Origin of the sequence: Prevotella sp. 885, from assembly GCF_002265625.1 — a bacterium.
Taxonomy (GTDB): Bacteria; Bacteroidota; Bacteroidia; order Bacteroidales; family Bacteroidaceae; genus Prevotella.
In genome coordinates, this window is record NZ_NOVE01000005.1 from 67586 (window position 1) to 82913 (window position 15328).

The window sequence follows — 15328 nt, forward strand, 5'->3', positions numbered from 1 at the left end:
CTTTTTATTACTTATATTAGTTATATAATGTTATGCTATTGCGTATTTTGTAGTTATTCCTCCACGACTGTATAGATGTCGCGCAGGTTGCGTCCCTGCTGGTCATAGTCAAGACCGTAGCCGAGAATGAAGTCGTTAGGAATCTCCATTGCCACGTACTTGATGTCAAGGGGCACCTCCAGACATTCAGGCTTGAGCAGGAGCGTGCATACATGCACAGCCTCCGGCTGCTTTTCCTGAAGCATATTGAGAAGAGTCTTCATTGTAAGACCAGACTCGATGATGTCCTCCACGACGATTACCGTGCGGCCCTTGATGTCCTCATTCAGTCCGATAAGCTGCTTTACGTTGCCAGTTGATGATGTTCCGGCATAGGAAGACATCTTCACGAACGAAATCTCACACGGCACGTTGATGTAGCGCATGAGGTCGGCGGCGAAGATGAAAGAGCCGTTAAGCATGGCAAGCAAGAGAGGATTCTTGTCAGCCATATCGGTATTTATACGGTCTGCGACAGCCTTCACACGCTCAAGGATTTGCGCCTCAGGGATGGAGGTCTTGAAGGTCTTGTCCTTTACTTTTATTATACTCATAGGATTATGTGCTTAAAGTTAGTGCAAAATTAGACAAAAAAATCCGAATTACGAGCGTGTTAGTATAAAAAACAGCTATTTCGGACGCACACCTATGTTATTCCACAAGGTCATACATCTTCACCCAGTCAATCTCCATCTCTACGGGCAGCTCGCTCTTTATGGCCTTGCCCACCCACGAACCTTCGGTTTGCATGTCTATGAGCAGATAGTAAGGACGGTCAAAAGGATATTGTCCTTCCATAATGGTCCTGCCAGGTAAGTCGGTATTTAGGTTTGGCGGTCTGCGCCGTCACATAAGAGGCGCCAAGAAGAAGAGTGAGGATTATAGTAGATAGTTTCATTTGTAAGTTTGTTGTTCTGTATAAAACGATTTGTTGTTGTATATATAAACGAAAAGGCGCCCCTGACATCCTGAAAGAGGGAAGTCAGGGGCGCCTGTTATTTAAACGCCTTGATTAAAGCGTAAACGCCTTGATTAGAGGTTCGGGTTCATCTCGCTCCACTTCTCAACTGGGGGAACGATGCCGAGCTCTACGATCTCGTCGCGCATCTTGCAGAGGTGCTCGTAAGACTTAGCGAGGCTTGCCTTCTCCTCCTCAGTGCCAGTAGGCTCTACGAAGTGAACGCCAGTCTTGTCGATAGTAGAAGGCATAGCCATCATTACGTTCTTGAAGCCACACTTGTCGCACTTAACGTAGCAACCAGCGGGCAATGTGAACTTCTCACCACCCATAGCAGCCTCAATCATCTTAACAGCGTTGTAAGCCGGGCTCTGGAATGAAGAGCGGCCACGGAGCTTGATGATGTTAGAGCCACCCTGTACTGTGTGGTGCTTGATCTCTTCCCAACGCTCGTCAGAAAGACCCATCTCTGCGAGAGGCTTGCCGTCAACCTTCACCTGTGAAGCGAAGACTGCCATCTGCTCGCCGTGGCCACCGTATGTGTGAGCGCCTGTCACCTTGTCCTGCTGTACGCCGAACTCGAGGGCGAGAGCCTGCTGCAGACGTGTAGAGTCGAGAGCAGCGAGTGAGGTGAGCTGGTTGGGCTTCAGACCTGAGTGGATAAGAGCTGTGAGGGCTGTAACGTCAGCCGGGTTGAAGATAACAACTACGTGCTCTACGTCCGGGCAGTACTTCTTGATGTTGTCGCCGAACTCAGCAGCGATCTGGCAGTTACCCTTGAGAAGGTCCTCACGAGTCATGCCGTCCTTACGGGGAGCACCACCTGAAGAGATGATGTACTTAGCGCCTGTGAAAGCCTCCTTGGGATCTACGGTATAAGAGAGGTTTGCACCAGGGAATGCGCACTGCTGCATCTCGTCAAACACGCCGTGTACACCCGGCTCGTAGATGTCATAGAGACAGATGTTAGGAGTAAGACCGAGCATAAGAGCGCTCTGAACCATGTTTGAACCAATCATGCCGCCTGCACCGACGATCAAGAGTTTCTCGTTACTTAAAAATGCCATAATAAATAATGTTTTTATAAGTGTTATAAATATGAATAAGTCGTTTTTGAGCTACACTACTTCAGCAGTGGCTTAATTGACAATGCAAAGATACAATTTTTTTGAAACTTACAAACATTATGACGTATAAAAAAGAAGGCTAAATTAAAAAGACTGAAACACTTGTCCGTATGGAATTAATTGACTATCTTTGCAAACGAATAACTTTTTGGACGTAATAGGAACTGAGAATTTCGGCAGTAAGACCAATGTCGGAATTCTTGGTTTTTTATTTAGCATATACATAACAATAAAACAAACAAAAAAACAAAGATTCTTAATTATGGCTTACATGTCACAAGAAGGCTACGACAAGCTCGTGGCCGAACTCAAGCAGCTTGAGTCTGTAGAGCGCCCCAAGGCATCGGCCGCCATTGCTGAAGCCCGAGACAAGGGAGACTTGAGCGAGAACGCCGAGTATGACGCCGCCAAGGAGGCTCAGGCTCATCTGGAAGAAAAGATAAACCGTATAAAGGTAACTATCGCCGAGGCTAAGATTCTCGACCCATCACGCCTTAGCACTGACTGCGTGCAGATTCTCTCTAAGGTGGAGATGACCAATCTCAACAACAAGGCGAAGATGACATACACCATCGTCAGCGAGAGCGAGGCCAATCTCCGCGAAGGAAAGATATCCATCACCACTCCTATCGCACAGGGCCTGCTCAACCACAAGGTGGGCGACGAGGTGGAAATCAAGATTCCGCGCGGAATTATCCATCTGCGTATCGACAAGATTACAATAGAATAACTCACGTGCCAGACATCAGGCACCATACGGAAAGCAAAATCTTACGACTATGGACATTTTCTCAAAGATTGCCGCTGGTGAGATTCCCAGCTACAAGTGCGCCGAGAACGAGCGTTTCTACGCTTTCCTCGACATCAACCCTCTCGTAAAAGGACACACTCTCGTCATTCCCCGCCGCGAGGTCGACTACATCTTCGACATGGAGGACGACGAGATTGCAGAGTACCAGGTGTTCGCCAAGAAGGTGGCTATTGCCATCAAGAACGCATTCCCCTGCATTAAAGTAGGCGAGGCTGTGCTTGGCCTGGAGGTTCCGCACGCACACATCCACCTCATTCCCATGCAGTCAGAGAAGGACATGCTCTTCTCCAACCCCAAGCTGCAGCTCCCGGAAGAGGAGATGAAAGAGATTGCTGACAAGATTTACGCAGAGTTCCAGAAGCTCTAACAGCCTGTCCATAAACGACACCCACAGACAAAGCGTAAAGACAAAAACTGAAGCGCCACTGCTCCATAACGGAACGGTGGCGCTTTTGTTTTATCTAAAAAACACTATGCAAACAGTATAAAAAACGTCAAAACCACTTATATTCTAACTATTTTTGGTATTTTTGTAAACTGAACAATAATGTAAAGACGTAAACGGCACGGCGGCTAATCACAGGCGACGTGCCGACAAACAACAACGACACAATATGAAAATACTGACTGGAGCACAAATCCATGAGCTCGACAACTACACAATCGAACACGAACCAATAGCCTCCATAGACCTTATGGAGCGTGCTGCACGCGCCATTATGCTCGCCATCACGCAGCAGTGGAGCCAGTCCACGCCCATCGTGGTCTTCGCAGGACCAGGTAACAACGGTGGTGACGCCCTCGCCGTGGCACGCATGCTGACGGAGAAAGGATACATCGTCGACACTTATCTCTTCAATATCCACAGCAACCTGTCTGAAGACTGCGAGAAAAACAGAGACCGCCTCGTCAACGGCGGACTCGTACACAAGTTCACGGAGATAACCACCGACTTTGATCCGCCCAAGCTCACGCCCAAGACACTCGTCATTGACGGACTCTTCGGGTCCGGCCTCAACAAGCCGTTAACGGGAGGATTCGCCTCTCTCGTCAAGTATATCAATCAGTCGCCGTCCTTCGTTGTGAGCATCGACATGCCAAGCGGACTGCTGACGGAAAACAACAGCTTCGACCAGGGCAGCAACATCGTACGAGCTGACCTCACGCTGACGCTCCACATGAAGAAGCTGGCGATGCTCTTCGCCGACACACAGAAGTATCTTGGCAAGGTGGAAGTGCTCGACATACGTCTTTCAAAGGAATACATAGAGAGCATCCCCACTAAGTTCAACATCATCGAGGAGAGCTACATAAAGGACAACCTGCGCTCTCGTGACGACTTCGCCAACAAGGGAATGATGGGACACGCGCTCATCATCGCCGGCACATACGGCATGGCAGGAGCCGCAGCGCTTGCCACAAGAGCATGTCTGCGAAGCGGTGTGGGCAAGGTGACGGCTCTCACGCCACGCCCAAACTACAACATCATGCAGGTGGCTGTGCCCGAAGCCGTGCTCATGCTCGACCGTGAGGACTATTACTCTGAGGCTGTAGCCACAGACGACTTCGACGCCGTGGGCATCGGACCGGGACTCGGACGTCAGGAAGGCTCTGCCCTTGCTCTCATGTCACAGCTCCAGCAGACCACATGCCCCATCGTCCTCGACGCCGACGCCCTCAACATGCTCGGATCGCACGGCACATGGATAAACCAGCTGCCCGACAATGTCATCATGACACCGCATCCGAGAGAGTTCGACAGAATAGCTTCCACATGCTGCCACTCAGACAGCGAACGCCTCAACGTGGCTTGCGAGATGGCTGAAAGTCTGCGTGCATACATCCTTCTCAAGGGTCATCATTCAGCACTCTGCCTCCCAAGCGGCGACGTCATCTTCAACACCACAGGCAATTCCGGCATGGCAACAGCAGGAAGCGGCGACGTCCTCACCGGCATCATCACCGCCCTTCTCGCAAGAGGCTATTCACGCAAGAACGCCTGCATCGTGGGAATGTATCTGCACGGACTGGCTGGCGACATCGCAGCAGAGAAGATGGGCAAGGAGAGCCTCATCGCATCAGACATCATCGACGCACTGCCAGAAGCATTCAAGCGTCTCGCCCAATAAACATCCCTAACATTAAACACCCAAAAGAAAGAACCAACAACATAATGACAGCTCTTATGAAGAACATAAAAAGCATCATAGCCGCCATCTTATTGCTCACATGCATGTCGGCTAATGCAGGAGAAAAGAAGACCGAGGGTTTCGAATATTTCCTCCCGAAGACGGCTGTACGCATGTCTGTGCTTGTGGAGAAGACCACCACCAAGCCCGGAAAACTCGCTGAGTTCTCTGAACTCTACTTCCAGAAGAAAGGCATTACCACACAGCAGGACAACTATCGCATCGTAGGCGTATCGTTCACCACGACCGGCGTGCCCGACAAGGATCTCCGCTTCTTCCTCCCCGTGGACAAGAAGCACAGCATCCTCTCCATCGACTGCGACCCTAACGGCGTGCTTCGCGCCATCAACACCCGCGCCAAGCGTGTGGAGGAGCCAGCTCCTTTCACTCCCTCGGCAAAGCCAGCGCCACTCAATCCCAACGACTATATGAGTCAGGACATCCTCTCGGCAGGCAATCTGCCCAAGATGGCACAGCTTGTGGCGCAGGAAATTTACGACATCCGCGACTCTCGCAACCAGCTCTCACGAGGCGAAGCCGACTTCATGCCGAAGGACGGAGAGCAGCTCCGCATCATGTACGCCCAGCTCAACAAGCAGGAGGCTGCACTCATGCAGCTCTTCCAGGGCACCACTACCACGGACACAACGGAGACAGTGCTGACCTTCGTGCCTGAGAAGACACAGAAAGACCAGGTGGCATTCCGCTTCTCGCGCAAGTTCGGACTGCTTACCGCAGACGACTTCTCCGGCGAGCCTTACCGCATCAAAGTGGACGACTTAGGGTTGGATGAAGAAGAACTTGACGTAGTAGAAAGCGCAAAGAAGGAAGACTTCCAGCTTGGCGTCATCCTCCCCGGCAAGATGCGCATGACGCTTTCCGCTGCTGGCAAGAAGATAGCGCAATACGAGGCATGGGCGGCACAGTTCGGAGAGGTGAAGATGCTTTCAGGAATGCTGTTCGGAAAGAAGCTCACATCGAAGATACTGCTCGACTCAGCTACCGGAAGCGTCGTGTCGCTCGAAACCGAACCGCTCGAATAAGAGGCACAACAAAGCAAGAAACAAAATTATAAGAAACAGAAAGAAAATATACAGAAAGACAAGAAATGGCAGAATCAAACTTTGTAGACTACGTAAAGATATATTGCCGCTCGGGAAAGGGCGGACGTGGATCAATGCACCTCAGACACGTCAAGTATAATCCGAACGGCGGACCGGACGGTGGCGACGGCGGACACGGAGGAAGCATCATCCTCAGAGGCAACCATAACTACTGGACACTGCTCCACCTAAAATTCCAGCGCCACGTCTTCGCAGAACACGGAGGCAACGGCGGACGCGACAAGTGCCACGGAAAGGACGGCAAGGACGTATACATCGACGTGCCCTGCGGCACCGTTGTCTACAACGCTGAAACCGGCAAGTATGTCTGCGACGTCACTTACGACGGACAGGAGGTGGTGCTGCTCAAGGGAGGACGAGGCGGACTCGGTAACTTCCAGTTCCGTACTGCCACCAATCAGGCGCCCCGTTACGCACAGCCGGGCGAACCGATGGAGGAGATGACCATCATCCTCGAGCTTAAGCTGCTCGCCGATGTGGGTCTTGTGGGTCTGCCTAACGCAGGCAAGTCAACTCTCCTTTCAGCCGTATCGAGCGCCCGTCCGAAGATTGCCAATTATCCCTTCACCACGCTCGAGCCTTCTCTCGGCATCGTGGACTATCGCGACCACAAGTCGTTCGTCATGGCTGACATCCCCGGAATCATCGAGGGAGCCAGCGAAGGAAAGGGTCTCGGACTGCGTTTCCTCCGCCACATCGAGCGCAACTCACTCCTCCTCTTCATGGTGCCGGGCGACACGGACGACATAAAGCGCGAATATGAGCTGCTGAAGAGCGAGCTGGAGAAGTTTAATCCCGAGATGCTCAACAAGCACCGCGTGCTCGCCGTCACTAAGTGCGACATGCTGGACGAGGAACTTATCGACATGCTTCGCGAGACATTGCCCGACGATCTCCCCGTGGTGTTCATATCTTCTGTCACCGGACAGGGCATACAGGAGCTTAAAGACCTGCTCTGGCGCGAGCTTAACGCCGAGAGCAACAAGCTGCAGAGCATCACTTCGGAGGACATCATCGTACACCGCGACAAGGACATGACGCGCTTCCTTGCAGAGATGCAGGCTGAGGGCGAGGACGAAATTGAATACATTGACGAGGACGACATTGAGGACGCAGACGACTTCGACGACCTTGACGACTTCGAATACGAGTACGAGGAGGACGGAAAGAATGACTAAACCGTCTCTCGAACTTCTTACTTACAACATTGGGGAGGGTGCTGCGGCATTCTCCACCACCCGTTGTGGCGCCGACGAAGCCGACCGCTATTCGTCGTTCAACATAAACATGTACTGCGGAGACTGCCCCGAACACGTTTCGGCATGCCGTCAGCTGCTCTCCGAAACCATCGGCATCGCATTGCCAAACATCATCGTGCCCCACCAGGTACACGGCACCGAGACGCGAATCATCGGCAGCGAATATCTCACCCTGCCCCAGAACATCAAGGACATGCTCATCGACGGCGTGGATGCGATGATGACCAACGTGGAGGGCGTGTGCGTGGGAGTTTCCACAGCCGACTGTATACCTATATTATTGTATGACGAAGAACATCGCGCCGTCTGCGCCATACACGCCGGATGGCGTGGCACGCTGGGCAGAATAGCGCACAAGGCTTTGGAAGAAATGCGCATCGCCTATCACACCGAGCCAGAGAAGCTGAAAGCCATCATCGGTCCAGGCATCTCGCTCAAGAACTTCGAGGTGGGCGACGAGGTGTACGCAGCCTTCGAGCAAGCCGCCTTCGACATGGAAGCGATAGCCGAACATCAGATAAAGCGCTGTCCGGACGCCACCGACCCGTCAAAGGCATTCCAGCAGAAATGGCACATCAATCTGCCCCTTGCCAACCGCAACATCCTGGAGCACATGGGCGTGAAGCCCGAAAACATCATCCAGAGCGATGTCTGTACGTATGACAGTACAGACCGATTCTTCTCAGCACGCCGCCTCGGCACTGAGTCGGGCAGGATTTACACCGCCATTTATTTAAAGTAAAAATCCAGAAAATCAAGTCATTGTGAAAATCAGATCTCTCCTTCTTTCTTTCGCCGTTGCCATCACAACGACAGCTTCCACACCTGTAAAGCAGCAGTTCTCCGCTGCCGAACAGCAGCAGATATCCATCGCCACGCCCGGACTATTCAAAAGTTATGACGCGTTCAACTTCGACTTCGGCACGCTGCGCGATAACGATTACTCGTTTCCGCTGCCCGTAGGCAAGGCCACTGCACGCAAGAACGGCTCCGTGGAGATTGTCACAAAGGAAGGCGACGCCGTGAAAGCGATGTTCGAGGGAACTGTGCGCCTCTCACGAAAAACTCCAGACCTTGGCAATGCCATAGTCATCCGCCACCGCAACGGACTGGAGACCGTCTATGGCAACAATGCCGAGAACCTCGTTGACGTCGGTGCGCACGTCAAGGCAGGACAGACCATAGCCATCGTTGGCGAACGCGACGGCAAGGTTTATTGCGACTTCAGCATCATGGTGAACGGCGGACGCATCAATCCTACGTCCGTTGTAAACCTCAAGAACCATCATCTGAAGCGCCAGACGCTTCTCTTTGAGAAGGACGGCGCTTACGTGAACGTAACGGCTCTCGGCGACAAGTCGGAGTTTGAGGAGACGAAAGAGGAGATGAAGCTGGACGAGCTGTTCGCCAAATCCAACACGTTCAAGTGGAACTTGGAGAAGATGCGTGAGGAAGCATGGGCTTATCCTTTGCCCGGCGCCAAGGTCATCAGCCCCTACGGAGGCAAGCGTCGCCACTCCGGCGTAGATCTCAAGACCAAGCCTAACGACGAGATACATGCCGCCTTCGATGGTGTGGTGATGCGTTCAGGTCCTCACTACGGCTACGGCAACTGCATCGTCATCCGCCACAGCAACGGACTGGAGACGCTTTATTCTCACCAGTCGCGCAATCTCGTCAAGGCAGGCGACAAGGTCAAGGCAGGTCAGGTGATCGGTCTGACGGGCAGAACCGGCCGCGCCACCACTGAGCACCTCCACTTCGAGACACAGTTTAAGGGTCGCCGCTTCAATCCCAATCTCATCTTCGACCACAACTCAAAGCAGCTGCAGAAGTCCACCATCACCTTCACTAAGGGCGGAGGAGTGACATCGAAGCAGAATTAAGCCGCACCACCAGCAAAAGCAAGAGGGTGTCAAAAGAAAAACACAAATAGGAGGCTATGGCGTCTCGCCGTAGCCTCCTAAGTTTGCCTCGTCTGCTGTAATTCAAAATTCGGTTCAACGCACTGATAAATTCCTGTTTATCGGTTAGTTTGCCAGACAATATTTGCATTTCTAACGCTCAATACTCCCAGTTGAGCGCACAACAAAATCTTTGGTGCGAAATTCTTGAGTTTTGAGCGTGCAGCGATAATACGTTGATGTGTAGCTGGTTATACGGTTGTGGGAAGAAATGTGCAATGAATAGCGGAGCCAAACAAGCATCATTGGTTGCAATAGCGCCACTTTTACACTACAATAGTGGCACTTTTATCATGCAATAGTGCCACTTTTACTGTCTAATAGTGGCACTATTGGAGTGTAAAAGTGGCGCTATCGTATGGCTTGGGTGCTGTTTGCGCAGCAAAACACCGTAAAAACAGCCATCTAAATCTCTAGAATCAATTTATATTTTGTAACAAGTTTTTACCGTCTGTACGATATTTGCATGGCAGCAAGATATCAGAAAACAAAAGCAAAAGCCGCTGGTGACAGTTCTGTCTCCAACGGCTTTTTTTCTTGGTTATCCCAAAATTCAACTAACCTCATAATCTAACTAAAACCTACCACTAAAGATTATTCGCATAATTAATAAGTGTGGGTGTTTTTCTATACCAATATCTATAACTAAAACTTCTAAAAACTTTATCTATAACTTACGCTTGCAAAGTTAGTGAGAATCCAAGATTTTGAATTTAATTTATCGTTCATCGGATATCAGAAATGTTTCTCTATATTTTTTTTGCTATATTCCGTTCATAAAACGAATAAAATGTGTAATTTTGGCGTATCATACAACATACACCCAACAATAAGGTATTACGAACAACGATAATTACTTAAAGACTAACTTTCATGAAAGGTCATTCGCATAGACGGCTCTATGCCATATATTTATTATTATTCACGACAACATTCACGTTCCTCTTCAGTTCCTGCTCCACGAAGGAAAAGAAGCGGTTCGTCATCGGTGTGTCACAATGTTCGGAAGACGTTTGGCGAGAGAAGCTGAACGAAGAGCTGCGCATCGCAGCACTATATTATAACAATGTGAAACTTGACATCAAGTCAGCCAATGACGATGTCAAGATGCAGACGCAGCAGATTGACGCCTTCGTTAATGAGGATGTCGACCTTCTTATTGTGGCGCCTGGACAGGTGAGCATATCGCCAGCCATCGACCGTGCCTACGAGAAAGGCATTCCCGTGATAATCTTCGACAGACGCACACGATCGGACAAATACACGGCATACATCGGTGCAGACAACCGTAAGATAGGTTCTGACATGGGACGCTTCCTCGCTTCAGCGGGCGTAAGCGACGTGGTGGAGCTGTGCGGACTTTCGTCTTCGTCGCCAGCCATTGAGCGTGCCGACGGTTTTGAGAGCATCGCAAACGGTCAGAACAAGATCAACCTTGTGAAGAAACTGTATGCCGACTGGACGGAGAAGGGCGCCTATCACGTGGTGGACTCGATGCTTTCCGCCACCCCACCCCACTTCACGTGCATCTTCGCACATAACGACCGCATGGCAGTGGGCGCACGAAAGGCTTGCCAGAAGCACGGTTTGGACATCAGCCGCATTCGCTTCTGCGGCATAGACGCAATGCCCGAAGAGGGCGGCGGCATGCAGCTCATAAGCGAGGGCAAGCTGTTCGCATCCTACACCTACCCCACACGTGGCGACGAGGTGATGCAGCTCGCCATGAACATCCTTACGGGCAAGAAGTATGAGCGCGAGAATCTGCTGGCTTCAGCTCTCGTAACGCACGAAAACGCAAGCGTGCTGCTCATGCAGTATGACGAGACCGTAAGACAGCAGAGCCGTCTTGCTACGCTTCGCTCGAGAGTGGACAAGGCTGCAAGCGACTTCCAGACTCAGAGAGTGTACCTTATAATACTTGTCAGCTTCCTCATATTGCTGATTGTGGCATGTGCCCTTGCCGTCAACGCATACCGCACAAAGGCTCTCATAAACCGAAAACTGAAGGAGGCAGTAAAGCGTCAGGAGCAGCTGACCAAGGAGATAGAGGACATGACGCAGCGCCGTCTGCAGTTCTTCACCAACGTCAGCCATGAGCTTCGCACGCCGCTTACGCTAATAGCAGGGCCGACGGAGCAGCTGCTGGAAGACCCTACAGTGAAGGCACCGCACCGATCAATGCTTGAGATGATTCATCGCAACACGCATCTTCTGCTACAGCTCGTGGGCGAAATCCTCGACCTGCGTAAGGTGCAGACCAACAAGGCGGAGCTGGTTCTCAACCGTTTCGACCTGCAAAAGGCTCTCACGCTGTGGTCGGAGGACTTCCGCACCATCGCCATCAGACGCAAGCTCACCATCACAGTGGACACGTCAACAGTGAAGGAGGAACCTATCATCATTGCAGACCGCGACAAGATTTCGCACGTCTTCTTCAATCTGATGTCCAACGCCCTCAAGTACACACCAAAGGGAGGAAGCATCAACATATCCTTGGCATACACCAACCATACATACACCATCAAGGTGAGCGACACGGGAAAGGGTGTGGCGAAGGAGGAACTGCCGCGCCTCTTCGAGAGATTCTATCAGGCTCGAGGAGCAGAAGGCGGCACGGGCATAGGTCTGTCCATCGTCAAGGCGTTCGTGGAACTGCATAAGGGCGAGGTGCACGGCGAAAGCGAGGAAGGCAAGGGACTTACCATCGTGGTCAGCCTGCCCGACTCACAGCCGGGTTACGACCCCGCAAAGGACGTGGAAAAGGAGAAGCCGACAGCAGAGGCAGGGCTTATCGACGACAATTACGTGACCACCAGCATCAGCGCCAAGGAGTCGGCAGAGCGCATCACCAACGCCGAAGACTTCGACCATGACCGTCCGCTCGTGCTCATCATTGACGACAACGAAGGCATGCGCTCATACCTCCACTCCATACTGAAGCAGAAATACAACATCTCGGAGGCTGCCAACGGAAAGGAAGGACTGGAGAAGGCACGCCGCGAGGTGCCCAAGCTCGTGGTCTGCGACGTTATGATGCCGGTGATGGACGGACTGGAATTTACGCGCCAGCTGAAAGCCGACACCGCCACATGCCACATCCCCGTCATCCTGCTCACGGCTCGTTCGCTGACCGAACAGCGCGAAGAGGGCTACGGCACGGGTGCCGACTCATACCTGACGAAGCCGTTCTCAGGTTCTGTATTGCTTGCCCGCATTGACAATCTGCTGCGTTCACGCTCCATGCTGCGCTCCATCTTCTCCGGTTCCACCGAAGAGAAGGAGGAGGAGAAGAGCCTCAACACGCTTGACCAGACTTTCATCGGCAGACTGCGCGAGGTGATGCAGAAGAACATGGGCGACTCAGAATATTCCGTAGAACGCCTCGGCGCAGACGTCGGACTCTCACGCGTGCAGCTTTATCGCAAGGTGAAAGCGCTCACGGGACAGACTCCCGTGGAACTTCTGCGCAAGGCTCGCCTCGAAAAAGCCAAGAAACTCCTCCTCAAGACCGAACGTTCCGTAGCCGAAATAGCCTACGAAGTGGGATTCACATCACCCTCTTACTTCAACAAATGCTTCAAGGACGAGTTCGGAATGAGTCCTGGAGAATCACGTTAACATTAACAAGGACATATCATAAAGAGTGTGCCGGACGGAAGGAAATACCGTCCGGCACTTTTTTGTTTTTGTAGCAAGCAGGAATTTACAAGCTTACAAGGCTAACATAGGAGGCTATGGCGTCTCGCCGTAGCCACACAGCCTCCTATGTTTGTACTGCTGATTCATATTATATATTACCGACAAGCTGCAATTTTCATTCATTTAAGCAGATAGTTAGAGCAAATTTGTTTCATGTAACGTATATGTAATCCGTTGAACGATTTGTGTATTATGTATTACTGCACATTCACTAACTTTGCAATGTAATCAAAAGAAGAAGTGATTCTCAGATAGATTTGTTTTAGTATTAAGTTAGTAATAAGATTGTTGTTTTAGTTAGTTAATTTAGTAAGAGGTTTTAAATGAGTTAGTCTAAATAATTTAATGATCAGAAATAACACAAAAACGAGGGACAGGATTTATTCTCCTGCCCCTCGTTTATTTTTTATATCATCAGTAATTTTTGTTCTGCTTATACAGTCCCGGCACATAATAGAGCTGGTTGTACGGTATCGGATAGAACTCGTTCTTGCCTGCCGTGTAATGGGCATCCTTCAGGTATGTGGCATAGGTCTGTCCGTCATACACATCCTTTTGCTCATTGGCGAAGTAAGCATTGAGCGTCTTGGAAGCAATGCCCCAGCGACGCAGGTCGAAGTAGCGTCCGTTCTCCATTGCCAACTCCAGTCGGCGTTCCCAACGCAGACACTTGCGTGCAGTCTCCTTGTTCTGGAAGTAAGACTCAGGATAGAGGGCGATGTCACACTGGTCCTTGGCGTATGCGATGTGCTTGTCTATGGAGTTCTTGGCACGCTGACGGATATCGTTGATGATGTCACGAGCCTCCATGAGTTGGTCTGTCTCGATAAGAGCCTCAGCACGCATAAGCATCACGTCGGAGTAGCGGAACACATAGTCGTTCATTGCGAAAGCCTGCCATGATCCGTTGTAGGTCTCGCCCTTAGAGCGCTGCGGCACTTCCTTCATTGAGCAGTAGTAGCCGTAAGTGTTAGGCGTGCGGCTGTTTGCCTTTGTGAGCGTATATTCCTTTTCATACTTGTATGGGAAAGTCGGCATACCGACAGTGTGGAACAAGCGCGGATCCCATTTCTGGTTATTCGGCTTGCCGTTAACCGGATAGGCGATGGTCTTGTTGTAGTCATCAAACTCAGGCAGACCATCCTTTGTCTTGAATGCACTCACAAGGTCCTGTGACGGTTTGTGGAAATCCCATCCGCATGACCACATACCCCATACACCATTAAGCACATTGCTCCAGTTGGCACGACCGAATGTTGTGTTGTCTTCCTTATAGTCAGAAGTCTGTACGGCGAAGATGCTCTCCTTGCTGTTCTTCTTTTCGGGAAGGAAGATGTCGCCATAGTCTTCCAGATAACCATAGTTGGGGTCGTCCTTCACCACCTTGGTGTATTCCACCACCTTCTGCATATATTCCTTATTGATGTGGTCGTAGCCGTTGGTAGCCTCGTAGCCGTCGCCGTATGCGAGGGTGAGGTAACACTTGGCGAGGTACGCTGCAGCAGCAATCTTGTTTGCGCGGTTCTGATCCTTCTGCACATCGGGCAGCACGTCGTAAGCCTCCTTGAAGTCATTAATGATCTTACCGAACAGTTCTTCGTACGTAAACTCGTCGTTGCGTGTCTGTTCCTGAAGTTTGTTCTTTGTGACGTTCTCGTCTATCCAAGGCACCTGACGGAACATGGTGATGAGCTTGAAGTAGAAGTGTGCGCGGAGGAACTTCACCTCAGCCACACGCTGCTTCGTCAATTCCGCACCAAGCTTGCTGTCGCCATACTGCTCAAGCGAGAGCAATGCGCGGTTGCAGCGGCTCACAGCGCAATAGAGGCGATACCAGAGTTCGTCAAACTCGCCGGGCGTGGAAGTCATTGTAGACCATATCTCCATGGGATGATAGCCCGTGTCGGTGGTTCCTGAACCACCCTTCAAGCAATCGTCTGACGACAAGTCGCCGTAAGGCCAAAGGTTGAACGGATAAGAGTACCAGCAGTCGCCGAGCATGGCGTATGCTGAAGTCACCATTTCATCGGGACGGCTAAAAGCCTTGTCCTCGTCGATGACTCCCTTCGGTGCCTCATCGAGGAAATCGCTGCATGATGTTGTAGTGCCGAGAGTCAGCATCGCTGCGAATATGTATTTATATATATTTTTCATT

11 protein-coding genes and 1 pseudogene are annotated in these 15328 nt (G+C 51.1%); 8 read left to right on the top strand and 4 right to left on the bottom strand.

Going from position 1 to position 15328, the window contains the following annotated elements:
• Positions 1–53: 53 nt before the first annotated feature.
• The 3 genes and pseudogenes from hpt to CHL74_RS03370 all read right to left on the bottom strand — a co-directional run bounded on the left by hpt (position 54) and on the right by CHL74_RS03370 (position 2064).
• Positions 54–593, bottom strand: a complete 540-nt coding sequence (hpt, locus tag CHL74_RS03360) for a hypoxanthine phosphoribosyltransferase (RefSeq protein ID WP_094879734.1) — start codon at positions 591–593, stop codon at positions 54–56.
• A gap of 97 nt (positions 594–690) precedes the next feature.
• Positions 691–873, bottom strand: a pseudogene (locus CHL74_RS03365) (hypothetical protein); the annotation flags it as partial.
• Positions 874–1071: 198 nt separating this feature from the next.
• A complete protein-coding gene (locus CHL74_RS03370; protein WP_094879736.1) occupies positions 1072–2064 on the bottom strand; it encodes a malate dehydrogenase in 993 nt (330 codons plus the stop codon).
• 322 nt (positions 2065–2386) lie between these two features.
• On the opposite strand from CHL74_RS03370, the gene greA reads away from it, so the two are divergent.
• The 8 genes from greA to CHL74_RS03410 all read left to right on the top strand — a co-directional run bounded on the left by greA (position 2387) and on the right by CHL74_RS03410 (position 13092).
• On the top strand, positions 2387–2854 hold the full coding sequence (gene greA / locus CHL74_RS03375; protein ID WP_094879738.1) for a transcription elongation factor GreA: 468 nt from the start codon (positions 2387–2389) through the stop codon (positions 2852–2854).
• A 49-nt stretch (positions 2855–2903) separates the two neighbouring features.
• Positions 2904–3302: an HIT family protein gene (locus CHL74_RS03380; protein ID WP_094879740.1), complete on the top strand. Its 399-nt coding sequence runs from the start codon at positions 2904–2906 to the stop codon at positions 3300–3302.
• A 247-nt stretch (positions 3303–3549) separates the two neighbouring features.
• The gene (locus tag CHL74_RS03385; protein WP_094879742.1) at positions 3550–5064 is read left to right on the top strand and encodes an NAD(P)H-hydrate dehydratase; all 1515 of its coding nucleotides are present in this window, start codon (positions 3550–3552) and stop codon (positions 5062–5064) included.
• Positions 5065–5120: 56 nt separating this feature from the next.
• Positions 5121–6167 (top strand): DUF4831 family protein, encoded by a 1047-nt coding sequence (locus tag CHL74_RS03390; protein WP_254923209.1) that lies wholly within the window; start codon positions 5121–5123, stop codon positions 6165–6167.
• Between the two features lie 65 nt (positions 6168–6232).
• Positions 6233–7426 carry a GTPase ObgE gene (gene obgE / locus CHL74_RS03395; protein ID WP_094879744.1) on the top strand — a complete coding sequence of 398 codons (1194 nt, stop codon included), beginning with the start codon at positions 6233–6235 and terminating at the stop codon, positions 7424–7426.
• Positions 7419–8249, top strand: coding sequence for a peptidoglycan editing factor PgeF (gene pgeF, locus CHL74_RS03400; RefSeq protein WP_094879745.1), 831 nt, complete (start codon positions 7419–7421; stop codon positions 8247–8249). The genes obgE and pgeF overlap by 8 nt, the downstream gene beginning before the upstream one ends.
• Positions 8250–8271: 22 nt before the next feature.
• A complete protein-coding gene (locus CHL74_RS03405; protein ID WP_176452158.1) occupies positions 8272–9393 on the top strand; it encodes a M23 family metallopeptidase in 1122 nt (373 codons plus the stop codon).
• Between the two features lie 951 nt (positions 9394–10344).
• A complete protein-coding gene (locus CHL74_RS03410) occupies positions 10345–13092 on the top strand; it encodes a substrate-binding domain-containing protein (RefSeq protein WP_094879749.1) in 2748 nt (915 codons plus the stop codon).
• Between the two features lie 495 nt (positions 13093–13587).
• On the opposite strand, the gene CHL74_RS03415 is transcribed toward CHL74_RS03410, so the two are convergent.
• On the bottom strand, positions 13588–15327 hold the full coding sequence (locus CHL74_RS03415) for a RagB/SusD family nutrient uptake outer membrane protein (protein ID WP_094879751.1): 1740 nt from the start codon (positions 15325–15327) through the stop codon (positions 13588–13590).
• Position 15328: the final 1 nt, after the last annotated feature.